The sequence below is a fragment of the Caulobacter sp. P4_E5 genome, from assembly GCF_056401555.1.
The window spans coordinates 35037-56032 of record NZ_JBFUJD010000020.1 but is presented as its reverse complement, the minus strand read 5'-3'; the positions used below and the strand labels follow the sequence as shown (position 1 = coordinate 56032).

23 protein-coding genes and 4 pseudogenes are annotated in these 20996 nt (G+C 68.0%); 14 read left to right on the top strand and 13 right to left on the bottom strand.

What is annotated here, in order from left to right; genetic code table 11:
• Positions 1–5: 5 nt before the first annotated feature.
• Together flgC and flgB are read right to left on the bottom strand one after the other, a co-directional pair.
• Positions 6–425 (bottom strand): flagellar basal body rod protein FlgC, encoded by a 420-nt coding sequence (gene flgC / locus AC1DSO_RS09000; RefSeq protein ID WP_477068496.1) that lies wholly within the window; start codon positions 423–425, stop codon positions 6–8.
• Between the two features lie 11 nt (positions 426–436).
• Positions 437–880, bottom strand: a complete 444-nt coding sequence (gene flgB / locus AC1DSO_RS08995; RefSeq protein ID WP_477068505.1) for a flagellar basal body rod protein FlgB — start codon at positions 878–880, stop codon at positions 437–439.
• Positions 881–996: 116 nt separating this feature from the next.
• Here flgB and AC1DSO_RS08990 point away from each other — a divergent pair, with 116 nt between their 5' ends.
• Genes AC1DSO_RS08990 through AC1DSO_RS08980 form a run of 3 tightly spaced genes read left to right on the top strand, consistent with a single transcriptional unit; the run spans position 997 to position 3052 of the window.
• Entirely contained in the window at positions 997–1314 is a 318-nt protein-coding gene (locus AC1DSO_RS08990; RefSeq protein WP_477068495.1) for a flagellar biosynthetic protein FliO, read from the top strand.
• The gene (fliP, locus tag AC1DSO_RS08985) at positions 1311–2111 is read left to right on the top strand and encodes a flagellar type III secretion system pore protein FliP (protein ID WP_477068504.1); all 801 of its coding nucleotides are present in this window, start codon (positions 1311–1313) and stop codon (positions 2109–2111) included. The genes AC1DSO_RS08990 and fliP overlap by 4 nt, the downstream gene beginning before the upstream one ends.
• A gap of 29 nt (positions 2112–2140) precedes the next feature.
• Positions 2141–3052 carry a ribokinase gene (locus AC1DSO_RS08980; protein ID WP_477068494.1) on the top strand — a complete coding sequence of 304 codons (912 nt, stop codon included), beginning with the start codon at positions 2141–2143 and terminating at the stop codon, positions 3050–3052.
• On the opposite strand, the gene AC1DSO_RS08975 is transcribed toward AC1DSO_RS08980, so the two are convergent.
• From AC1DSO_RS08975 to AC1DSO_RS08945, 7 genes are all read right to left on the bottom strand, one after another.
• Positions 3049–3324, bottom strand: coding sequence for a DUF5985 family protein (locus tag AC1DSO_RS08975; protein ID WP_477068493.1), 276 nt, complete (start codon positions 3322–3324; stop codon positions 3049–3051). The genes AC1DSO_RS08980 and AC1DSO_RS08975 overlap by 4 nt on opposite strands.
• Positions 3321–3584: a DUF5985 family protein gene (locus AC1DSO_RS08970; protein ID WP_477068492.1), complete on the bottom strand. Its 264-nt coding sequence runs from the start codon at positions 3582–3584 to the stop codon at positions 3321–3323. The genes AC1DSO_RS08975 and AC1DSO_RS08970 overlap by 4 nt, the downstream gene beginning before the upstream one ends.
• Positions 3581–3967 (bottom strand): hypothetical protein, encoded by a 387-nt coding sequence (locus tag AC1DSO_RS08965; protein ID WP_477068491.1) that lies wholly within the window; start codon positions 3965–3967, stop codon positions 3581–3583. The genes AC1DSO_RS08970 and AC1DSO_RS08965 overlap by 4 nt, the downstream gene beginning before the upstream one ends.
• 105 nt (positions 3968–4072) lie before the next feature.
• The gene (gene mopJ / locus AC1DSO_RS08960; RefSeq protein WP_477068503.1) at positions 4073–4567 is read right to left on the bottom strand and encodes a motility/cell cycle regulatory protein MopJ; all 495 of its coding nucleotides are present in this window, start codon (positions 4565–4567) and stop codon (positions 4073–4075) included.
• A gap of 196 nt (positions 4568–4763) precedes the next feature.
• Complete coding sequence (locus tag AC1DSO_RS08955) at positions 4764–5183, bottom strand: Ros/MucR family transcriptional regulator (protein ID WP_047410521.1); 420 nt, start codon at positions 5181–5183, stop codon at positions 4764–4766.
• A gap of 225 nt (positions 5184–5408) precedes the next feature.
• Entirely contained in the window at positions 5409–6632 is a 1224-nt protein-coding gene (locus AC1DSO_RS08950) for a DUF2336 domain-containing protein (protein WP_477068490.1), read from the bottom strand.
• Between the two features lie 83 nt (positions 6633–6715).
• Positions 6716–7600, bottom strand: coding sequence for a crotonase/enoyl-CoA hydratase family protein (locus AC1DSO_RS08945; protein WP_477068489.1), 885 nt, complete (start codon positions 7598–7600; stop codon positions 6716–6718).
• A gap of 296 nt (positions 7601–7896) precedes the next feature.
• Here AC1DSO_RS08945 and AC1DSO_RS08940 point away from each other — a divergent pair, with 296 nt between their 5' ends.
• From AC1DSO_RS08940 to AC1DSO_RS08915, 6 genes and pseudogenes are all read left to right on the top strand, one after another.
• A complete protein-coding gene (locus AC1DSO_RS08940; RefSeq protein WP_477068488.1) occupies positions 7897–9564 on the top strand; it encodes a GMC family oxidoreductase in 1668 nt (555 codons plus the stop codon).
• A 7-nt stretch (positions 9565–9571) separates the two neighbouring features.
• Positions 9572–9674, top strand: a pseudogene (locus AC1DSO_RS08935) (hypothetical protein); the annotation flags it as partial.
• 17 nt (positions 9675–9691) lie between these two features.
• Positions 9692–11230: an acyl-CoA synthetase gene (locus tag AC1DSO_RS08930; RefSeq protein ID WP_477068487.1), complete on the top strand. Its 1539-nt coding sequence runs from the start codon at positions 9692–9694 to the stop codon at positions 11228–11230.
• Between the two features lie 41 nt (positions 11231–11271).
• On the top strand, positions 11272–11640 hold the full coding sequence (locus AC1DSO_RS08925) for a DUF4180 domain-containing protein (RefSeq protein WP_477068486.1): 369 nt from the start codon (positions 11272–11274) through the stop codon (positions 11638–11640).
• 223 nt (positions 11641–11863) lie between these two features.
• A complete protein-coding gene (locus AC1DSO_RS08920; RefSeq protein WP_477068485.1) occupies positions 11864–13195 on the top strand; it encodes an Nramp family divalent metal transporter in 1332 nt (443 codons plus the stop codon).
• A gap of 226 nt (positions 13196–13421) precedes the next feature.
• A complete protein-coding gene (locus AC1DSO_RS08915; RefSeq protein ID WP_477068484.1) occupies positions 13422–13871 on the top strand; it encodes a MaoC family dehydratase in 450 nt (149 codons plus the stop codon).
• Positions 13872–13886: 15 nt separating this feature from the next.
• Here AC1DSO_RS08915 and AC1DSO_RS08910 read toward each other — a convergent pair.
• Positions 13887–13993: pseudogene (locus AC1DSO_RS08910) on the bottom strand (hypothetical protein); the annotation flags it as partial.
• 70 nt (positions 13994–14063) lie between these two features.
• Between AC1DSO_RS08910 and AC1DSO_RS08905 the strand changes: the two are divergent.
• Together AC1DSO_RS08905 and AC1DSO_RS08900 are read left to right on the top strand one after the other, a co-directional pair.
• Positions 14064–14381, top strand: coding sequence for a DUF1272 domain-containing protein (locus AC1DSO_RS08905; protein ID WP_477068483.1), 318 nt, complete (start codon positions 14064–14066; stop codon positions 14379–14381).
• A gap of 15 nt (positions 14382–14396) precedes the next feature.
• Positions 14397–14870, top strand: coding sequence for an OsmC family protein (locus AC1DSO_RS08900; protein WP_477068482.1), 474 nt, complete (start codon positions 14397–14399; stop codon positions 14868–14870).
• Positions 14871–14912: 42 nt separating this feature from the next.
• Here AC1DSO_RS08900 and AC1DSO_RS08895 read toward each other — a convergent pair whose 3' ends face one another.
• Positions 14913–15719 carry a helix-turn-helix domain-containing protein gene (locus tag AC1DSO_RS08895; protein WP_477068481.1) on the bottom strand — a complete coding sequence of 269 codons (807 nt, stop codon included), beginning with the start codon at positions 15717–15719 and terminating at the stop codon, positions 14913–14915.
• A gap of 122 nt (positions 15720–15841) precedes the next feature.
• Between AC1DSO_RS08895 and AC1DSO_RS08890 the strand changes: the two genes are divergently transcribed.
• Positions 15842–16774 carry an alpha/beta fold hydrolase gene (locus tag AC1DSO_RS08890; protein WP_477068480.1) on the top strand — a complete coding sequence of 311 codons (933 nt, stop codon included), beginning with the start codon at positions 15842–15844 and terminating at the stop codon, positions 16772–16774.
• Positions 16775–16947: 173 nt separating this feature from the next.
• On the opposite strand, the pseudogene AC1DSO_RS08885 reads toward AC1DSO_RS08890, so the two are convergent.
• Both AC1DSO_RS08885 and AC1DSO_RS08880 read right to left on the bottom strand, forming a co-directional pair.
• Positions 16948–17135 (bottom strand): annotated as a pseudogene (locus tag AC1DSO_RS08885) (CsbD family protein); the annotation flags it as partial.
• Between the two features lie 69 nt (positions 17136–17204).
• Positions 17205–18151, bottom strand: a pseudogene (locus AC1DSO_RS08880) (trypsin-like serine peptidase).
• Positions 18152–18186: 35 nt separating this feature from the next.
• On the opposite strand from AC1DSO_RS08880, the gene AC1DSO_RS08875 reads away from it, so the two are divergent.
• Together AC1DSO_RS08875 and AC1DSO_RS08870 are read left to right on the top strand one after the other, a co-directional pair.
• Positions 18187–20391: a S9 family peptidase gene (locus AC1DSO_RS08875; protein WP_477068479.1), complete on the top strand. Its 2205-nt coding sequence runs from the start codon at positions 18187–18189 to the stop codon at positions 20389–20391.
• Positions 20388–20939: an N-acetyltransferase family protein gene (locus tag AC1DSO_RS08870; RefSeq protein WP_477068478.1), complete on the top strand. Its 552-nt coding sequence runs from the start codon at positions 20388–20390 to the stop codon at positions 20937–20939. The genes AC1DSO_RS08875 and AC1DSO_RS08870 overlap by 4 nt, the downstream gene beginning before the upstream one ends.
• Positions 20940–20996 lie beyond the last annotated feature (57 nt).

The following is a 20996-nucleotide window of genomic DNA, read 5'->3' as shown; positions in this document are numbered from 1 at the left end:
GGCCCCTACTTCTTCAGGATGTCGAGGGTGCGAGACGCCATGGAACGCGCCGTCTCGATGACGTTGAGGTTGGCTTCGTAGGCGCGCTGCGCCTCTTTCATGTCCAGCGCCTCGACCAGCGAATTGACGTTGGGCAGCTTGACGTAGCCCTTGGCGTCGGCGGCCGGGTTGCCGGGATCGTACTCGGTCTTGAACTCGCTCTGGTCGGGATCGACGCGCAGCATCTGCACGCCCTCGCCGCCCGCTACCTTGGTCGGCTGGAACACCGGGACCTGGCGACGGTAGGGGTCGCCGCCGGCGGTGCGCGCGGTCGAATTGGCGTTGGCCAGGTTCTCGGCGATGACCCGCATGCGGCCCTGCTGGGCGCGAAGGGCCGACGAGGCCACGGCCATGGTCGCCAGCGAGTTGGATTTGATCTCGGGCATCGCCTAAATCCTCAGCCGTTCGGCTTGCGCGCGGCCATGCGCAGCATGTTCATGGACTTCTGGTAGAAGGTGATCGCCGCGTCGTAGTTCATCCGCGCGTCGGTCATCTTGAGCATCTGGTCCTCGAGCGAGACCGCGTTGCCGTCGAGGGTGGTCTCCGAATCGGCGCCCGAGGTCGCCCGCCAGGCGCTGGGAGCGTTCGAGGGGGCCATGTGCGCCGTCGAGGTCGCCATCATCTGGACGTTCGAGGTCGGCGCGCTGGGCCCGCCGCGATAGACCGCGCCGGACGCCTGGTTCATCAGCGAGGCCTGGAAGCTGTAGGGCTTCAGGTCGCTGGGACGATAACCCGGCGTGTCGGCGTTGGCGACGTTCTGGGCGACGACCTTCTGGCGCTCGGTCAGATAACCGAGGCGGCTCTTGAGCATGCCAAAGAGGGGAATGTCGTCCGGACCCATGGCGATCATGGTGAAGAAACAGGGTTAATCCGGCATTAAGAAGCGTCAGGCACACCAGGGTATGTGGGGCATTCGCCCTGCGCCATCTTGTCTCGCTTAGGCGGCCCTTTCGCCCCATGGACGTCATCGAATTCATCCGCGCCCTGGCGGCGCTGGCGGTCACCCTGGGCCTGATCGGCCTGGCCGCCTGGGCCTTGCGCAAGTTCGGCCCAGACGCCGTGGGCCGGCTGATCGCCGCGCGCCAGGACCGCCGGCTGAAGATCGTCGAGAGCCTGGCGCTCGACCCAACCCGCCGCCTCGTGGTCGTCAGCCTGGACGGCGAGGAGCGCATGGTGCTGCTGGGCGACGGCAAGCTGCTGGACTGGATTCCCCAGCCCGGGCTCGCCAAGCCCGCCCTCGCCCCCACCGTTTCCACACCGGAGCCCGTGGCCTGATGCGCGACCTGATCAAATCGGTGACCGGCGCCAAGGCCGAGGACCTGCGCCGCGCCGCGATCATCTCGGCGCTGGCGGCGATCGCCTTCGCGGTGATGCCGGCCGCGGCCATGGCCCAGTCGGCCGTGAACATCAACCTGGGCACGGGCGCAGGCCTGACCGATCGGGTGGTGCAGCTGGTCGGCCTGATGACGGTGCTGTCGCTGGCCCCGTCGATCGTGATCATGACCACCTCGTTCGTGCGGATCGTGGTGGTGCTGGGCCTGCTGCGCACCGCCATCGGCGTGCAGCAGAGCCCGCCGAACCCGGTGATCATCAGCCTGGCTCTATTCCTGACCGCCATCGTCATGGGTCCGACGTTCGAGAAGTCCTACGACGCCGGCATCAAGCCGCTGCTGGACCACCAGATGGAGCTGCCCGAGGCCTTCGAGGCCGCCGGCGGCCCGGTCAAGGGCTTCATGCTGCGCCAGGTCGACCGCGACGACCTGGCCCTGTTCGTCCGCCTGTCGAAGATCCCGCAGCCCAAGACCGCCCAGGACACCCCGCTGCAGGTCGTCACCCCGGCCTTCATGATCTCGGAACTGAAGCGCGCCTTCGAGATCGGCTTCCTGCTGTTCATCCCGTTCCTGGTCATCGACCTGGTCGTCGCCAGCGTGCTGATGAGCATGGGCATGATGATGTTGCCGCCAGCGACGATCAGTCTCCCGTTCAAGCTGATCTTCTTCGTGCTAGTGGACGGGTGGCGACTCGTGGCCGGAAGTCTCGTCGAGAGCTTCCAGCGCGGGGGCGGCGGATAGCCAACAAGAAGACCTAGAAGACCAAGACCATGACTGTTTTCGTTCTCGGCTCGATCAATCTGGACGCCGTGGCGCGGGTGGACGACCTGCCTCGCCCGGGTGAAACCGTGGCCGGCCGGTCGCTGGAGCTGTTCCTCGGCGGCAAGGGCGCCAACCAGGCGGTCGCCGCCGCGCGCATGGGCGCCCCCACCCGCCTGATGGGCGCGGTCGGCGTCGACGAAAGCGGCCGCAACCTGAAGACCAAACTGGCCGGCTACGGCGTGCAGGTGGCCGACGTCATGGAGCTGGAGGGCGTGGCCACCGGCCAGGCCCACGTCTGGGTCGCCGCCAGCGCCGAGAACATGATCGTGGTCACCGCCGGCGCCAACGCCCTGGTCACCCCGCAGCAGGTCTTGGCGACTCCCCTGGAGGGCCAACGCGTGCTGCTCTGCCAGCTGGAGACCCCGCCCACCGCCATCGAGGCCCTGTTCCGCACCGGCGCGTCCAAGGGCGCCCTGCGCGTGCTGAATGCCGCCCCCGCCCTGCCCCAGGGCGCGGCCCTGTTCCCGCTGACCGACATCCTGATCCTGAACCAGACCGAGCTGGCGACCTACGCCAAGCTGGACCGCGAGCCCGTGCGCCTGGAAGAGGTCTCGATCGCCGCCCGCAAGCTGATGAGCCGCCCGGACCAGATCATCATCGTCACCCTGGGCTCGGCCGGCGTCGCCGCCGTGCGCCGCGACGAGGCCTTCCTGATCGAAGGCAAGAAGGTCAAGGCGATCGACACCGTCGGGGCCGGCGACTGCTTCTGCGGCGCCCTGGCCGCGGCCCTGGCCAGCAACATCGACCTGCGCGAAGCCGTCGAGATGGCCAACGCCGCCGCCGCCCTCTCGGTGCAGAAGGCCGGCGCCGCGCCGTCGATGCCGTCGCGCCGCGAGGTCGAGGTGTTTCTGGAGAGCTAGCCTTCCGGATCCCGCTTCAGGTTCTTGCCGACCACCGCCACGATGATCAGCAGGAAGGCGACCAGCCGGATCAGGTAGATGCCGCCGCGCTCCTCCTGGGGGATGCCCAGGATCACCGGCAGCGCCTGGTTCAGCGCCATCAGGGCGAAGGCCGCCGAGAAGACCAGGAACAGTCCCTCGCGCGTTCGCCCCCAGAAGCGCAGGAAGAACGCCGCCAGCACCAGGAAGCCCGCGGCCAGGCCGCCGGCGACCAGTCCCTCCAAGGGGCTCATTGGTCCACCTCCCAGATGAAGGCGTAGATCAGCACGCCGATCGCCGCGGCCAGGGCGGCCTGGCGCGGCCACCACAGCGCCTGATGGGGCAACAGGACGAGATCGACGACCAGCAGCAGATTGTTCAGCGCCAGGAAGCCGAACGAGACGGCGGTCCAGAGCAGCAGACGGGTGCGGGCCTTGGCCCAGGCGCGGGCTAGCAAGCCGGCGCACAGCAGGCTGGCCAGCAGGCAGAGGCCGTAGACGACAGCGGGCGTCACTTGTCCCCTCCCTTGGGCTTGCCTGAGAACTTGAACGCGTCGGCCAGCGACTTCAGGCGCGCCACCGGGGCCGAGATCCAGCGGATCACCGTGACCGGGCGCACGCGATAGGTCTCTTCCAGCTCGTCGCACAGCGTCGCCAAGGCCGGGGCGGCGGGACGGTAGCGGAAGCAGCCGAGATCGTCGGGGACGACCAGGCCGGCGCTCATCAGGGCCGCCAGATTGTCGTCCACCAGGGCGTGACTGGCGCGCATGGCCTCGACCAGTTCGTCGGCCGTCCAGCAGCGCTCGGGATCGGCCTTCAGCTTCAACAGCAGTTCGAGCGCCCACACCGAACGGATGTGTTCGCGGATGAAGCTCAGGACGTCTGGATCCCCGGTCACACGATCTCGAAAGCAGCCCCTCGGAAGGCGGCGACTTTAAGGGGCGAGCCCGGGCGAGCAAGCTGAGCTGTAGCGTTTTCTCGGTCGGGACGGGCTTCGCCCGGATCAGGCCGCGCGGATGCCCGAGAAGCCCTCGGCTTGCGAGCCGACCACGGCGTCGTAGCCGAGGATCATGTCGACGTCCTTGCCGTTGCTGGCCAGCGGCAGGCGCAGCCACAGGATCGAGGTGTGCGGGGCGCCGCGCCAGGCCAGGCTGTGGACGCCGACGCCGGGACGGCGCTCGTCGACCACCTTGTCCAGCTCCTTGCGCCAATAGTCGAAGGCGGCGGTGTTGTAGACGTCGCCGATCATGCGGCCGGTGATCTCGCGACCGTAGACGCCGTAGAGACCGGTGCCGGCCAGGCGCAGGCGGTAGTCGCGCGGCGCGTTGACGACGTCGATCAACGACACCGTCGGCAGTAGCCGTTTCATGCTCGAGGGATGCAGGTCGACGCGCGCGGGAAGGCTAGCCCCCCGACGGAGGGACGCCCAGTAGGCGAACATCTCCTGATGAGCGCGGGCCGCCGAGGCCGATGCGCTCAATTGCGCGGACATCTTCAGAGTCCTTAACAAGCTATTGGAATCACTTCGATTCACTATCGCTTAAGGAACGAATCGGCGGCAAGTGAAAAACATGTCGCGCGACAAGATTCCCGAGATGAGTCAACCACCAAGAGAAACGCCCGCCGTCCAAAACTGGACGACGGGCGCTGCGTTATTTTCGGCCGGTTACGGCCAAGCTTTTGTTCCGACTCGGCTATTTCGCCTTGCGGGCCGGTTTGCGGCCGCCTTGGCCGAGGCCCATCTGCTTGGCGAGGTTCGAACGCGCCTCGGCGTAGTTCGGCGCCACCATCGGGTAATCCTTGGGCAGACCCCACTTCGAACGGTAGTCCTCGGGGGTCAGATCGTACTTGGTGCGCAGGTGACGCTTCAGCGATTTGAACTTCCGACCGTCCTCGAGGCAGATCAGATAGTCCGGCGTGATCGAGCGCTTGACCGGCACGGCCGGCTCCTTCGGCGCCGGCGCCGGCTCGGCGGCCGGAGACCCGACGGTGGCCAAGGCGGCGTGGACTTGCTTGATCAAGGCCGGCAGGTCCGCGGTCGAGACCACGTTGTTGCCGACATAGGCGGAGACGATGCCCGCCGTCATCTCGATCAGGTCGGATTGATCTTCCATAAGGCCTCGCTCGACGCCAACTTTTTGTTGATCCGGCTGATTCCCGAACCAGTCGAGGGCTGCATACAAAGATTGCCGACGGCCGGCAATACGATCTCGCCAAGAGATTATCCGTAATAGACCAGTGTTCAGGCCTTTGGCTCAACCGGTCACAAAATGAGTAAGTCCGGTTGAGTTCCTGAACCACACAAGCAGCCGGAGTGGCAGACCAACGATATTCGGGCGTTAGCGCCCGAAATCGCGGGACAGCGCCAACATCGCCGCGCGCTGCGGCGCCGAGTATTCGTCGACGGCGGCCTCGTCGCCCTCACGGATGGCCTTCAGCAGGGCCGGGGTCAGGGCCGAGGTCAGCGACCAGTTCCAGTAGCGCAGCACCGTCTGGGCCCGATCGACGGCGATGGCGTCATAGACGCGCAGCACCCGTTCCAGCGCGTGGTCAACGGCCCCGCTGCGGTCGACCTCCTGCCGGCGCAGGCCGCGCCACAACGAGCGGAGCGCCGCGCGCGGCAGGCCGGTGGCCTTGCAGAGGATGGCCAGGGGCTCGCCGCCGGGATCGGTGAAGATCTTGGCGCCGGTCATCGGCTTCAGTCCCGAGAGATAGGATATCTCCTCGCAGATCTCGCGCGTGAGGCCGGCCTCGCCGGCGGCGACCGCCGCGTCCAGGCTGTCGTACGGGCTCTTGGCGATGGCGGCGCGGTTGCGCTGGCGGCGCTCGATGAACTGCAGGGCCTTGCGTGACAGCGGGTCCTGCCAGCCCTCGGCCGAGGCCAGGGCGAAGACGTCGGCGACCGCGTCCTGCAGGATCTCGCGCGACACCGCGAAGCGCTGGAGGATGGTCCGCCGCGCCTCGGCGTCGGCCCACCAGAACATCACATAGGCGTGGCTGGGCCGCAGCTCGGCGCGGCGCAGCAGCATCGGGATCAGGTATTGGGCGTCGCGCGTCGCGGCGACGATGTTCTCGACGCCCTGGTGGCTGATCTTGACCAGTTCGTTGCGCAGCAGGGCCTCGATCACCGGCGACTCGCCCATGTCGATCAGGGCGTCGGCCACCACCTCGCTGACGCCGCGCCTTTGGGCGATCAGGCGGCGGTGCTCCATCGTGGCGTGGTAGAGGCAGCTGATCAGGTCGGCGTCCGACAGTTTCTCGGCGTCGACCAGCAAGGCGCGCGCCACCGGCAGTTCGTCGCGCAGCAACAGGCGGACCAGCACGCCGGGCATCTCGTTGAGCATGGCCAGGCGCCGGGCGACCTTCTCGCGCTCGATGACATTGGCGTCGCGCAGCATCTCGACCAGCAGGTCGGCGGTCATCGACCGCTCGAACGCGTTGATCCGGCTGGTTGGCAGGCAGACCACGTCGGCCAGGCGCTTGAGCAGGGTCGTGCGCGAGCGCGGCGCGGGCCTGGGGGCCTCGGGCTCTCCGAACGACGATGTCAGCGCGGCTTCGCTCATCGGATCGACAAGAGCATGACGTGCTTAACGGGTGATGAGCGGTTGGCGCGGCAAAGCGCCCGAGAGGGGGCGCTAAGCCGTCCTCACCGAAACGCCGGCTCTTCCCACTCCGGCCAGATGTCCGGCAAGTCGGTCGAGACCTTGTTCGGATAGACCGGCGCGCGCTTCTCCAGGAACGAGGTCACGCCCTCCTTGGCGTCACCGGACGAACCGCGCGACTGGATGGCGCGGCTGTCGGCCTTATGCGCCTCCATCGGGTGGGCCGCGCCGGCCATGCGCCACAGCAGCTGGCGGGTCAGGGCGACCGAGACCGGGGCGGTGTTGTCGGCGATCTCACGCGCCAGGGCGCGGGCGGCGGGCAGCAGGTCCTCGGGGGCGTGCAGCGAGCGGACGAGGCCCTTGTCCAGCGCTTCCTGGGCCGGGAACACGCGGCCGGTGTAGCACCACTCCAGCGCCGTCTGCAGACCGACCAGCCGCGACAGGAACCAGGACGAGGCCGCCTCGGGATTGATGCCGCGGCGGGCGAAGACGAAGCCGAACTTGGCCTCGGTCGAGGCCATGCGGATGTCCATCGGCAGCTGCATGGTGACGCCAACCCCGACGGCCGCGCCGTTGATCGCGCCGATGATCGGTTTCAGGCTGTCGAACATCCGCAGGACCACGCGGCCGCCGCCGTCGCGATAGACGTCGCCGACCTTGCCCTCCTCGCGCTCCAGAGCCTGGGGCGAGGTGCGGTCGAAGGTTGCCCCGCCGGCGCCCAGGTCGGCCCCCGCGCAGAACGCCCGTCCCGCGCCGGTGATGATCACCACCTTCACCGCGTCGTCGGCGTCGGTGAGGTCGAACACCTCGATCAGGTCCTTCATCATCCGGGCGGTGAAGGCGTTCATCCGCTCCGGCCGGTTCAGGGTGACCGTCGCGACCCCGTCCTCGACGGTGTACAGCAGGGTCTCGAAGGTGGGTTGCGACATGGGTTGGGATTCTCCTCACGAGCAATCAAACATGCGTATGAATCAGGCGCAACATCCCTTCTCCCCTTGCGGGAGAAGGTGTCGCCGTCAGGCGACGGATGAAGGGTCGCACAGGCCGCTCCGGACAGGACTTTCAACCCCTCATCCGTCCGCTTCGCGGCCACCTTCTCCCGCAAGGGGAGAAGGAAGTTCACCTCTCCGCAACGGCGCCTTGCGCGATCTGGAAACCTGGGCGCATCCTCTCAACTGAACGCCGATAACGCGGGGCACACGCGGACGGCAAAAGGGAGAGAGCGATGACCGGGACCCTCGAGGCCGACTATGTGATCGTCGGCGCCGGTTCGGCCGGCTGCGTGCTGGCCGCGCGGCTGTCGGAAGGCGGACGCTTCAAGGTCCTGCTGCTGGAGGCCGGCGGCGACGACCGCCCGTCCAAGAACCTCGGACAGTTCGCCTCGAACCTGATGATCCACATCCCGGTCGGCTATTCGTCGACCTTGAAGGATCCCAAGGTCAACTGGCTCTACACCACCGAGCCGGACCCCGGCACCGGCGGCCGCACCCACGTCTGGCCGCGCGGCAAGGTGCTGGGCGGTTCGTCCTCGATCAACGGCCTGCTCTACATCCGCGGCCAGCACGCCGACTATGACGGCTGGCGGCAGCTGGGTTGCGAGGGCTGGGGCTGGGACGACGTCGCTCCCTACTTCCGCCGCGCCGAGCACCAGGAGCGCGGCGATTGCGACTGGCACGCCACGGGCGGTCCGCTAAACGTCTCGGACGTCACCACCAAGCACCCCGTGTCGGACGCGGTGATCGAGGCCTGCGAGCAGGCCGGCATCCCGCGCAACGACGACGTCAACGGCTCGGCCCAGGAGGGCGCGACCTACTACCAGCTGACCGTCAAGAACGGCCAGCGCTGCTCGGCGGCGGTGGCCTATCTGCACCCGGCCATGACCCGGCCGAACCTCCAGGTCGAGACCAACGCCCTGGCCGGCAAGATCCTGTTCGAGGGCAAGCGCGCGGTCGGCGTCGAATTCACCCAGAACGGCGCCAAGCGCGTCGCCAAGGCGCGGGGCGAGGTGATCCTGGCCGGCGGGGCGATCAACTCGCCGCAGCTGCTGCAACTGTCGGGCGTCGGCGACGGGGACCTTCTGCGCCGCTATGGGGTCGACGTCGTGGCCGACCTGCCGGGTGTCGGCGAGAACCTGCAGGACCACTATGTGATGAGCGTGCGCTATCGGCTGAAGCCCGGCGTCGTCTCGGTCAACGAGCAGTCTAAGGGCGGGCGCCTGGCCAGCGAGGCGCTGCGCTACCTGTTCCAGCGCAAGGGCTTGCTGACCCTGTCGGCCGCCCACATCGCCGCCTTCTGTAAATCTCGTCCGGATTTGGCGGGGCCGGACATCCAGTTCCACATCCTGCCCGCGACCATGGACCTGGCCAAGCTGAACAACGAGCAGAAGATGGTGCTGGAGGACGCCCCCGGCCTGACTATCGCCCCCTGCCAGCTGCGCCCCGAAAGCCGGGGCCATGTGCGGATCAAGTCGGCCGATCCGTCGACCTATCCGACCATCTTCGCCAACTATCTGGCCGACCCGCTAGACCAGGAGGTGGCGGTGGCCGGCCTCAAGTGGGCCCGCAAGATCGGCGCGGCGCCTGCACTGTCGCCCTATGTCGAGAGCGAGCTCAATCCCGGCGGCGCGTTCGCCACCGACGAACAGCTGCTGGCCTATGCCCGCCTCAGCGGTTCGACCATCTATCACCCCGTCGGCACCTGCCAGATGGGCCAGGGTCCGATGGCCGTGGTCGACGCCCAGCTGCGGGTGCGCGGGATCGACGGCCTGCGGGTGGTCGACGCCTCGGTCATGCCACGCCTGGTCTCAGGCAACACCAACGCCCCCACGATCATGATCGCCGAGAAGGCCAGCGACATGATCCGCGCGGCGGCGCGGGAAATGGCCGCCGCCTAGCACCCTTTCCTGTCATCCCGGCCGTAGCGCAGCGGAGAGCCGGGACCGCGGCAAGCTCCGCGCTTCCGGCGGTCCCGGATCGGCCTTCGGCCGTCCGGGATGACAAATGAGAAGAAGAGGCCCCATCATGCACCCCTACCGCCACGCCCAGACCCAACCGGACAAGCCCGCCTATGTGATGGCCGGCTCGGGCGAGGTGGTCACCTACGCCCAGCTGGACGCGCGATCGAACCAGGGGGCGCATCTGTTCCGGTCGCTGGGTCTGTTCGCCGGCGAGGTCATCGCCATGCTGATGGAGAACAACGCCCGCCTGTTCGAGGTCGCCTGGGCGGCGCAGCGGGCGGGCCTCTACTTCGTCTGCATCTCGACCAAGCTGACGGCCGGCGAGGTCGAGTACATCCTGAAGGACTGCGGGGCCAAGGTGTTCGTCACCTCGACGGCCATGGGCCCGCTGATCGACGAGGTCGCCCGGCTGGTCCCGGATCTCACCCTATTCGCCGTCGGCGGGCCGCACGGCGCCTACAAAAGCTACGAGGACGCCCGCGCCCGCGAGCCGACCACGCCGATCGCCGACGAGACCGCCGGCTCGGACATGCTCTATTCGTCCGGCACCACCGGTCGGCCCAAGGGCGTCAAGCCGGTTCTGGGCGGCGGGCCGATCGACGCGCCCAACGCCTTGCAGGCGATCGCCCAGGGCCTGTTCGGCTTCTCGGGCGACAGCATCTATCTCTCGCCGGCGCCGCTGTACCACGCCGCCCCGCTGCGCTGGTGCATGACCGTCCACAAGCTGGGCGGCACGGTGGTGGTGATGGAGAAGTTCGAGCCCGAGGCGGCGCTGGCCCTGATCCAGGAGCGCCAGATCAACTGCGGCCAGTTCGTCCCGACCCATTTCGTGCGGATGCTGAAACTGCCTGAGGCGGTGCGCGCCCGGTATGACGTCTCGTCGATGCGGTCGGCCGTCCACGCCGCCGCCCCCTGCCCCGTCCCGGTCAAGGAGCAGATGATCGCCTGGTGGGGGCCGGTGATCTACGAGTACTACGCCGGCACCGAGGGCAACGGCTTCTGCTGGATCAATTCCGACAACTGGCTCGCGCGCAAGGGCAGCGTCGGCCAGGCCGTGCTGGGCGAGCTGCGGATCTGCGACGAGGCCGGCGACCCGCTGCCCCCACGTAGCGAGGGCGCGGTCTATTTCGCCAATGGCCCGGCCGTGAACTACCACAACGCCCCTGAGAAGACCGCCGAGAGCTACAACAAGCACGGCTGGACGACCTTGGGCGATGTCGGCTGGGCCGACGAGGACGGCTATCTCTACCTGACCGACCGCAAGAGCTTCATGATCATCTCGGGCGGGGTGAACATCTATCCGCAGGAGATCGAGAACCTGCTGATCACCCACCCCAAGGTCGCCGACGCCGCCGTGGTCGGCGCGCCGTGCGACGAGATGGGCGAACAGGTGGTGGCGGTGATCCAGCCGATGGACCACACCGACGACCAGACCGCCCTGGCCGCCGAACTGATGGCCTTCGCCCGCGCCAATCTCAGCCATGTGAAGGCGCCGCGGCGGATCGACTTCATGGTCGAGCTGCCGAGGCATCCGACCGGCAAGCTCTACAAGCGGCTGATCCGCGACGCCTATTGGGGCAAGCGCGAGAGCCGCATCGTCTAACCGCGATTGCGGGATTCAGGGGCGCGCCCTATCTGGCCGCCATGACCGAGATCGCCACCATCGCCGGAATCAAGGTCCTGTTCGTCGCCGCCGACGGCGCGCCTCTGGACGCGACCACCGTAGGCGACCTGCTGGGCGAGGCCTGGGGCGTCGAGGCCGACCTGGTGGCGGCGCCGGTCACGCGCCTCGCCGAAGGCTTCCTGGACCTTTCCACCCGCATCGCCGGCGAGGTGGTCCAGAAGTTCACCAACTATCGCATCCGCCTGGCCTTCGTCGGCGACATCTCGGCCCGAACCGAAGCCAGCCGCAGCCTGCGCGACTTCGTCCACGAGTCGAACCAAGGCCGGCAGGTCTGGTTCGTGAAGGATCGGACCGAGTTGGAAGCGCGGCTGTCCGGAGCGTCCCGCTAGCCCCGGCGCCGCTGTCGCCGGGGCCGCCGCTGGGATTTGCGGGCTCGCCTGGGATCGGGGAGACGCGGGGCGAGCTTCCCGGGAAAGGCTGGACGACGCGAACGTTCCGGAACCAGGACGCGGCAGCGCGAAATCATCGTGCTTCGCCTACGGGTTGATCAACGGCGCTCAACTTCGCGGCGCCGGGGCTGACAACGGGGCCGACACTCGCCACCTTGGCCGTATGCTCGCCGCCCTGCTCGACCGTCTGCCCAAAACCGCCACCGCGCCGTTCTGCCCGGCCGAGGTGCGCGGCGCCGTCACCGTTCCGGACGGCATGCCGACCTGGAAGCGGATGCTGCGGGTGGCGGGCCCCGGCCTGCTGGTCAGCGTCGGCTACATGGATCCCGGCAACTGGGCGACCGACATCGAGGCGGGGTCGCGCTACGGAACCAGCCTGCTGTTCGTCGTCGTGCTGTCCAGCCTGGCCGCCATCGTGCTGCAGACCCTGGCCATGCGGCTGGGCCTGGTCACCGGCAAGGACCTGGCCCGGATGTCGCGCGAGCGGTTCGGGCCGCGCGCGGTCCGAATACAATGGCTGCTGGCCGAGCTGGCCATCATCGCCTGCGACATCGCCGAGGTGCTGGGCAGCGCCCTGGCCTTCAAGCTGCTGCTGGGCATACCGCTCTGGGTCGGCGTGCTGCTGACCGCCCTGGACACGGTCATCGTGCTGGGCCTGAAGGGCAAGGGCTTCCGGCAGCTGGAGGCGATCATCCTGGGCCTGATCCTGACGGTCGGGGCCTGTTTCCTGGTCCAGCTGATTCTGGCCCCGCCGAACGCCGCGGACGTGGCGCGCGGGCTCGTGCCGTCGTTGAGCGCCCTGCAGCAGGGCAACGCCCTCTATCTGGCGATCGGCATCCTGGGCGCGACGATCATGCCGCATAACCTCTATCTGCACTCGTCGATCGTGCAGACGCGGGTGACCCCGGCCGACGAGCCCGGCAAGCGGGCCGCCATCCGCCTCTCGACCATCGACACCGTCGTGTCGCTGTTCCTGGCCCTGTTCATCAACGCCGCCATCCTGATCCTGGCCGCCTCGGCCTTCCACCGCTCCGGCCTGACAGAAGTGGCGGGCATCGAGGAGGCGCACCAGCTGCTGGCGCCCGTCACCGGCGGGGTGCTGGCCGGCGCGCTGTTCGCCATCGCCCTGTTCGCCTCAGGCCAGAGCTCGACCTTCACCGGCACCATCGCCGGCCAGGTGATCCTGGAGGGCTTTCTCGACCTGAAGATCCCCTGCTGGCAGCGGCGGCTGATCACCCGGGGCCTGGCCATCGTCCCGGCCCTGATCGGGGTGTTGACGATGGGCGAGCATTCGGTCGGCAAGCTGCTGGTCCTGACCCAGGTGGTGCTGAGCGCCCAGCTGCCGTTCGCCATCTGGCCGCTGCTGCGCTTCACCGACGACAAGGGCCTGATGGGACCGTTCGCCAACGGCTGGGTCACGAAGGTCGTGGCCTGGTTCCTGTTCGTGGTGATTTCGGCGGCGAACGTCTGGCTGGTGGTTTCGACCTTTTCCTAGAATTTCCGACCTCCCCGGCGAAAGCCGGGGCCCAGATCGAACCCACGAAGCAGAGAGCGTAACTCTCGGCGCTGGGCGCGAACACCCCAAAGGCTCAGGCTGAATCTGGATCCCGGCCTTCGCCGGGAAGGTCGGGCGAAGAGGGTATGCGACCTTGCCCTCGCCCGCCCCCCATGCCACCAATCCAAACAACTGTTTGCCAAGAGTGAGTGGGGAGAGAAACGCCATGAAGGAAGTCGCCTATGCCGACATCGCCGGCCTGGTCGGCCAGGAGATCGGGGTCTCCGACTGGGTCGAGGTCACCCAGGAGCGCGTCAACCTGTTCGCCGAAGCCACCGGCGACCACCAGTGGATCCATGTCGACGTCGAGCGCGCCACCCGCGAGATCGGCGGCCCGATCGCGCACGGCTTCCTCACCCTGTCGCTGATCCCGATGCTGGGCGCGGGCATCCTGCGCGTCACCGGCGTCACGCGCGGCATCAACTACGGCTGCGACAAGGTCCGCTTCACCGGCATGGTCCGGGTCGGCAAGCGCGTGCGCATGCGCCAGAAGCTGGTCTCGGTGGAGCCAAAGGCCGGCGGCCTGCAGATGAAGAACGAGTGCACCATCGAGATCGAGGGCGAGGAACGCCCCGCGTGCGTGGCCGAGACCATCTCGGTGATCTACGGGGCTTGAGCGCACCGCCTCCTTTCACGTGTCATCCCGGGCGGCCGTAGGCCGACCCGGGACCCAGGGGCCAAGCGCAGTGCGGTTGCCCCTGGGTCCCGGCTCTCCGCTTCGCCGCGGCCGGGATGACACGGAGGGGTTGGCAGTAAACGAGGACTTCCCGTCATTTTCGCCGAGCACCGGACGCGCTACGCGAACCCCATGCTCCAGCTCCGCCCCAACTGCGAACTCTGCGACGTCGACCTGGCCCCGCACGCGCCGAACGCCCGGATCTGCAGCTACGAGTGCACCTACTGCGCCGACTGCGCCGAGACCGTGCTGCAAAACGTCTGCCCGACCTGCGGCGGCGGCTTCGCGCCTCGCCCGATCCGACCGCGGCAAGCCTACCACCATCCGCATATTTCACTCGGCCTGGGCTTCCATCCGGCCAGCGACGTCCGCAAGTACACGCGCTGGAGTCGAGACCAGATCGCCGCCATGACCGCGCGACTGAAGGATGTCCCGCCCCAGGACCGGTGAAGCGAGGAGCGATAGATGGCCAAGCAGCACGACTACACCTGCCTGATCGAGTGGACCGGCGACCGGGGCGAAGGCACGCGCACCTATCGCGGCTATGACCGCACCTGGAACATCGCCACCCCGGGAAAATCGATCTTAAGATGCTCCAACGACCCGCTGCTGGGCGGCGACCCGACCCTGCACAATCCCGAGGACCTGCTGCTGTCGTCGCTGAGCGCCTGCCACATGCTGTGGTACCTGCACCTGGCCTCGAACGCCGGGATCGTCGTACGCGGCTATCAGGACCAGCCGATCGGCGTGGGCGAAAGCACGCCCGACGGCGCCGGCCGCTTCCTGAGCGCGACCTTGAAGCCGCACATCCGGGTCCAGCGCGGCGCGGACCTGGCCAAGGCCGACGCCATCCACCACGAGATCCACAAGGTCTGCTTCATCGCCCGCTCGGTGAACTTCCCGGTCGACTACGCGGCGACCTACGAAGAGGTCGACTGAGCAAGCGTGGCAGCCGAAAGTGGACGCCGGTTTCGGCGCCTGTCACGCGCCAGCAAAAGCGTGTAGGGCCGCCGCCGTCGCCGCGTCCGCCGGCAGGAAGGTCTCGATCGCCAGCTCCGAGACCATGACGTCCAGGGGCGAGCCGAAGGTCATGGTGGCGGACAGGAACGACAGCTCCCCGCCCGGCGTCTTCAGCCGCAGCGGCGCGGCGATCAGGCCTTCGCCGGCCCGGGGATGAGCCTCGCCGCCGGGATAGGCCGACAGCTCCTTGATCAGGTCGGCCAGCTCGGCGTCGCCGCTGTCGGCCAGCTGTCGGCGCAGGCGCGAGAGGATGTGGCCGCGCCATTCGGCCAGGTTGGCGATGCGCGGGGCGACGCCGTCGGGATGCAGGCTGATCCGCAACACGTTGACCGGCCCCTCCAGCAGCTTCGGCGACACGCCCTCCAGCAGCGGCGCAAGGGCGGCGTTGCTGGCCAGCATGATCCAGCGGCGGTCGATGGCCAGGGCCGGGAACGGCATGTGGGCGTGCAGCACCGCCTCGACCGCGGCGCGGACGGCAGCCAGGCCCGGGTCCTCGAACGACCGGTCGGGAAAGACCGGCGCGTAGCCGGCGGCCAGCATCAGGGCGTTGCGTTCGCGCAAGGGAACCTCCAGGCACTCGGCCAGGCGCAGGACCATGTCGCGGCTGGGCGCGGCGCGGCCGGTCTCCAGGAACGACAGGTGACGGGTCGAGATCTCGGCGTCGAGCGCCAGGTCCAGCTGGCTCAGTCGGCGCTTCTGGCGCCAGTCGCGCAGGCGCTCGCCAATCGTGGGGACCTTGGTCGGGGCGGGGGTGGTCACGGTGTTCATGATCCGGAAGCTAGGGCCAGCCGCGCGGCTCCGCCATTACCTGCCGCGTAATCGACGGCCGGCGTGACCGGCCAGATCCTGGCGAGGCTCGAACGACGAGCGACACCTCGCCGGAGACCGCCATGACCGCCGCCCTCGCTCCCCTGCCCCGCCGCCGCGCGATCACCGTGATGACCGGCATCGGGGCCATCGTCGCCAGCCTGCCGGCGACCGCCGCGCCCAAGCTCGCTCAGGCTCCGAAACGCCTAGCCTCGATCGTCGCCCGTGACGGGACCCGCCTCTACCACCGCGACTGGGGCGAGGGCCGGCCGGTGGTGTTTCTGGCCGGCTGGGGACTGCCGTCGGAGTGCTGGGCCTATCAGGCCGCCGCCCTGTCCGAGGAGGGCCTGCGCTGCGTCGCGTACGACCGGCGCGGCCACGGCCGCTCGGACGCGCCGTGGAGGGGCTATGACTACGACACCCTGGCCGACGACCTGGCCGCGGTGCTGGAGCAGCTGGATCTGCGCGACGTGGTGCTGGTCGGCCATTCGATGGCCGGCGGCGAGATCGTCCGCTACTTAAGCCGCCATGGCGGCGCGCGGATCGGSAAGGTGCTGTTCCTGGCCCCGCTGGACCCCTGCCCCGCCCGCAAGGCCGACAACCCGACCGGCCTGCCGCCCGAGATGTTCGAGCAGTTCCGCACGCACGTACTGATGCGCGACTATCCGCGCTGGCTGGAGGAGAACGCCCGCCCGTTCGTGACGCCGGACACCTCGGCCGAGATGGTCGACTGGGTGCGCGGCCTGATGCTGGGGACCACGACCAAGGCCCTGGTCGAGTGCAACCGCGCCGCCACCACCGCCGACCTTCGCCCCGAGATCCCGAACGTGCCGGTCCCGGTGCTGGTGATCCAGGGCGACAAGGACGCCTCGACCCCGCTGGAGACCAGCGGCCGGCGCTATGCGGCCCTGGCCCCGAACGCCGAGCTGATCGTCTATGAAGGCGGGCCCCACGGGCTGATGTTCACCCATATCGAGCGGCTGAACGGGGATATCTTGGCCTTTGCCAAGAGCTGATCCCTCAAAATGCGTGTCATCCCGGCCGCAGCGAAGCGGAGAGCCGGGACCGCCACAAACTCAGCGCTTGCGGCGGTCCCGGCTCGGCGCGCTACGCGCTTGGCCGGGATGACAGTTTTAACGGCAAAACGGCCGCCGGATCGCTCCGGCGGCCGCTTCGTCAGTCTTGGGCCGGCGGTCAGTGCTTGATCGCGTCGCCGATCTTGTCCTGGACCTTGCCGACCTTGTTCTGCACGTCGCCCTTGGCCTTCTGGGCCGCGCCCTCGGCTTCGAGGCGTTCGTTGTCGGTGGCCTTGCCGACGGCTTCCTTGACGGCGCCGGCGCCCTTGTCGATAGCGCCTTCGACACGATTGGTGCTCATAACTCGCTCCTGTTGGTGTTGAAGTCCCAACAAGAACGGGCGCGGCGGACCTCTCGTTCCGAAAAACCCCTAGTGGGAGGCGCCCATCGCCATGGCTGAAACCGCCGCCGCCGGCGTCGCGCCCGGCATGGTCGGTTCAGGCTTGGAGACCTTGGCCTGGGTCACGGTCGCGCCGGGGACCTTGTCCAGAATGGCCAGGGTCTCGCGGATGAACTTGGCGTGGGTGACGATGCCGATCTCGAGGCGCTCGCCCGACAGCTCGACCTGCTGGGTCAGCAGGCCGGCCACGAACTGGACCTCCTGGCTTTCGCTGGCGCCCGGCCGGCGACGCGCGCCCTCGGCCATGAACACCGGTCCGCCCGAGTTGCCGGGGAACACCGAGAAATCCATCAGGAAGGTCGGGAAGTTGGTCGCCGGGGCCAGCGGGTACGAGGCCACGCGGCCCGAGCGCAGGATCGGGAAGCCGGCCGGATTGGCGGCCAGACCGCGCGGGAAACCCAGCGCCATCATCTCGTCGCCGGGGCCGAGGTTGAACTTGTTGAAGGTGTCGTCCTGGGCCAGGTAGTTGATCGGGATGGCCGCCTTGACGAACTCCTCGGGCGCCTCGACCACCATGGCCGCGACGTCGCGGGTCGGGTGCTTGACCCACAGCGGATGGTCGCCGTCGCGGATCTTCAAGGTCTCGGGATCGTAGCGCCAGACGCCTTCGGCGCCCTGGATGCGATAGCCGATCTTGGCCGACATCGAGGGCATCTTCTCGAACACGTGGGCGGCGGTGATCAGGATGGTCCGCGGCTTGCCGTCCGGGGTCGGATCGGAAATGAGAAAGCCGGTGCCGACGGTCCGAGACCCGTCACCCAACGGCTGCTCAAGCTGGACCGTCGCCTTGATCAGGTCGACGGACAGATCCAACGGCATTGACGCCCCCTTGTTACGCTTAGCTACTGCTAGTCGCCCGACTATTGAGAGAGTTTGACCACAGGAATCTCGCACCGCAAGTTGTCGTTCTGCCGCAGTCGCGCGTTAGAGCTTGTTGGGGAAAATTCTGGCCATGAACCGGCGACAGATGATGACGCGCGCCGCCGCGACGCTTACGTCATCCCCCGCAGTCCTCCCTGGAATAGCTTTCGGAACCGCCATGTCCCCAGACGCCGCTCGCCCTGCTCCCCCGGTCGCGCGAAAGGTCCCCAAGACCATCGAACAGCTGGGTCGCACCCGGACCGACGACTATGCCTGGATGAAGGACGACAATTGGCAAAAGGTCCTGCGCGACCCCAGCCTGATCAAGGCCGACGTCAAGGAGCACCTGACCGCCGAGAACGCCTATACCAAGGCGATGCTGGCCCCGACCGAAGCGCTGCAGGCGCGGATGTTCGAAGAGATGAAAGGTCGCATCAAGGAGGATGACGCCTCGGTGCCCGCCAAGGACGGCCCGTTCGAGTACTACACCCGCTTCGAGAAGGGCGCGCAGCACCCGATCCATGCTCGGAAAGCCGCCCCCAAAGCGGGAATGGGCGGCGGGCCCGAGGAGATTCTGCTGAACGAGGAAGCCGAGTCGAAAGGCAAGGCTTTTTACCAGGTCGGGGCGGCCAGCCACTCGCCGGACCACAAGCTTTACGCCTGGGCCGTCGACGAGCAGGGCTCGGAGGTCTACCGCGTCCAGGTGAAGGACCTCGCCTCTGGCAAGGTGCTGGAAAGCCCGGTCGAGAGCACCACCGGCGACTTCTGCTTCTCACCCGACAGCCAGTGGCTGTACTGGACCTTCCGCGACGACAACGGCCGCCCGGCCAAGATCTATCGCCGCCCGGCGCGCGGAACGGCCCAGGACGACGCGCTGATCTATGACGAGCCCGACGAGGGCTTCTTCATCGGCGTCGGCGTCACGTCGTCGGAAAAGTTCGTCGTCATCTCGTGCGGCAACCAGGAGACCAGCGAGGCCCTGCTGATCCCGGCCGCGACCCCGACCGCCGCGCCGGTCGTCTTCCATCCCCGCGAGGTCGGGCTGCGCTACGAGGTCGAGCACTGGAACGACCACTTCGTGGTCCGCACCAACGCCGACGGCGCGGTCGACTGGAAGCTGGCTGCCTGCCCCGAGACCGCCACCGGCAAGGCTCACTGGAAGGACTGGATCGCCCACCAGCCCGGCCGCCTGATCTCCGGGAGCATGGCCTTCAAGCGCTGGTTCGTGCGGCTGGAGAAGGTCGACGCCCTGAACCAGGCGGTCGTCACGGCTGTAAACGGCGAGGAGCACACGATCGGCTTCGACGAGGCCGCCTACGCGCTGAGCCTTGAAGGCGGCTACGAGTACGACACCGACACCCTGCGCTTCGTCTACAACTCGATGACCACGCCCCGGCAGTGGTTCGACTACGACATGGGCTCGCGCCAGCGGACGTTGCGCAAGACGCAGGAGATCCCCTCGGGCCACGACCCGGCCCGGTACGAGACCCGCCGCCTGAACGCCAAGGCCTCGGACGGGACCGACGTGCCGATCTTCATCCTGATGAAGAAGGGGACCAAGCTGGACGGCTCGGCCCCGCTGCTGCTGTACGGCTATGGCAGCTACGGCATCGCCATGGAGCCCAGCTTCTCGATCCGGAACCTATCCCTGGTCGACCGCGGCTGGATCTGGGCCACGGCCTGCCCGCGCGGCGGCTCGGAAAAGGGCTGGGGCTGGTTCCTGGACGGCAAGAAGTTCAAGAAGAAGAACACCTTCACCGACTTCATCGCCTGCGCCGAGCACCTGCACGCGGCCGGCTACGGCAAGCCGGCCAACACCGTGGCCTATGGCGGCTCGGCCGGCGGCCTCTTGATGGGCGCCATCTCCAACATGCGGCCGGACCTGTTCGCCGGGATCATCGCCGCCGTGCCGTTCGTCGACGTGGTCAACACCATGAGCGACACCACCCTGCCCCTGACCCCGCCCGAATGGCCCGAATGGGGCAATCCGCTGGAGGACAAGGAGGCCTACGACTACATCGCCAGCTACTCGCCGTACGACAACGTGGCGGCCAAGCCCTATCCGGCGGTGCTGGCCACCGGCGGCCTGTCGGACCCGCGCGTCACCTATTGGGAGCCCGAGAAATGGGCGGCCAAGCTGCGCGACCACACCACCAGCGGCAAACCTGTGCTGTTGAAGATCAACATGGACGCCGGCCACGGCGGCGCGTCGGGACGCTTTGACTTCCTCAAGGAGATCGCCTTGGACTACGCCTTCGCGGTGTGGGCGGTGGAACAGGGCTGGACCAAGGCGTGAGTCTGTTGATCAGGGCGTCCACCGACGCCGACGTGCCGGCGATCGCCGGCATCTACGCCTGGAACGTGCTGAACGGCCTGGGCACCTTCGAGGAAATCCCGCCGGACGAGGCCGAGATGGGCCGTCGCCGGGCGGCCTTCCTGGATCGCGGCCTGCCCTATCTGGTGGCCGAGCTGGACGGCGAGGTGGTCGGCTATTGCTATGCCGGCCCGTTCCGCCTGCGGGCGGCCTATCGCTACACGGTCGAGGACAGCGTCTATGTCTCGCCCAAGGCGGTCGGGGCCGGCGTCGGCAAGGCCCTGCTGGCGGCGCTGATCCGGGCCTGCGAGGACCTGGGTCTGCGCCAGATATGCGCGGTGATCGGCGACAGCGGCAACACCGCCTCGATCGGCCTGCACGCGTCGCTGGGCTTTGAAAAGAAAGGCGTCTTCCCAGCCATGGGCCACAAGTTCGGCCGCTGGGTCGATCTGGTCTGGATGCAGCGCTCGCTGAACGGCGGCGGCGACACCCCTCCCGACGCGCCCGGGATGAGTCTCAGCGGCGTTTGAATTGTAAAATTTTGTCCCTCCGAAACAAGGCTTAACCAACCCACCCCTAGACTACTC

Excerpts from the sequence above, each read along its gene's own strand:
- AC1DSO_RS08990 (WP_477068495.1), top strand. The coding sequence starts at position 997 with ATGGACGTCATCGAATTCATCCGCGCCCTGGCGGCGCTGGCGGTCACC.
- AC1DSO_RS08905 (WP_477068483.1), top strand. The coding sequence starts at position 14,064 with ATGCTCCAGCTCCGCCCCAACTGCGAACTCTGCGACGTCGACCTGGCC.
- AC1DSO_RS08980 (WP_477068494.1), top strand. The coding sequence starts at position 2,141 with ATGACTGTTTTCGTTCTCGGCTCGATCAATCTGGACGCCGTGGCGCGG.
- flgB (WP_477068505.1), bottom strand. The coding sequence starts at position 880 with ATGGGTCCGGACGACATTCCCCTCTTTGGCATGCTCAAGAGCCGCCTC.
- AC1DSO_RS08945 (WP_477068489.1), bottom strand. The coding sequence starts at position 7,600 with ATGTCGCAACCCACCTTCGAGACCCTGCTGTACACCGTCGAGGACGGG.
- AC1DSO_RS08900 (WP_477068482.1), top strand. The coding sequence starts at position 14,397 with ATGGCCAAGCAGCACGACTACACCTGCCTGATCGAGTGGACCGGCGAC.
- AC1DSO_RS08895 (WP_477068481.1), bottom strand. The coding sequence starts at position 15,719 with ATGAACACCGTGACCACCCCCGCCCCGACCAAGGTCCCCACGATTGGC.
- flgC (WP_477068496.1), bottom strand. The coding sequence starts at position 425 with ATGCCCGAGATCAAATCCAACTCGCTGGCGACCATGGCCGTGGCCTCG.
- AC1DSO_RS08975 (WP_477068493.1), bottom strand. The coding sequence starts at position 3,324 with ATGAGCCCCTTGGAGGGACTGGTCGCCGGCGGCCTGGCCGCGGGCTTC.
- AC1DSO_RS08875 (WP_477068479.1), top strand. The coding sequence starts at position 18,187 with ATGAACCGGCGACAGATGATGACGCGCGCCGCCGCGACGCTTACGTCA.
- AC1DSO_RS08915 (WP_477068484.1), top strand. The coding sequence starts at position 13,422 with ATGAAGGAAGTCGCCTATGCCGACATCGCCGGCCTGGTCGGCCAGGAG.
- AC1DSO_RS08955 (WP_047410521.1), bottom strand. The coding sequence starts at position 5,183 with ATGGAAGATCAATCCGACCTGATCGAGATGACGGCGGGCATCGTCTCC.
- AC1DSO_RS08950 (WP_477068490.1), bottom strand. The coding sequence starts at position 6,632 with ATGAGCGAAGCCGCGCTGACATCGTCGTTCGGAGAGCCCGAGGCCCCC.
- AC1DSO_RS08940 (WP_477068488.1), top strand. The coding sequence starts at position 7,897 with ATGACCGGGACCCTCGAGGCCGACTATGTGATCGTCGGCGCCGGTTCG.
- AC1DSO_RS08930 (WP_477068487.1), top strand. The coding sequence starts at position 9,692 with ATGCACCCCTACCGCCACGCCCAGACCCAACCGGACAAGCCCGCCTAT.
- AC1DSO_RS08920 (WP_477068485.1), top strand. The coding sequence starts at position 11,864 with ATGCTCGCCGCCCTGCTCGACCGTCTGCCCAAAACCGCCACCGCGCCG.
- AC1DSO_RS08925 (WP_477068486.1), top strand. The coding sequence starts at position 11,272 with ATGACCGAGATCGCCACCATCGCCGGAATCAAGGTCCTGTTCGTCGCC.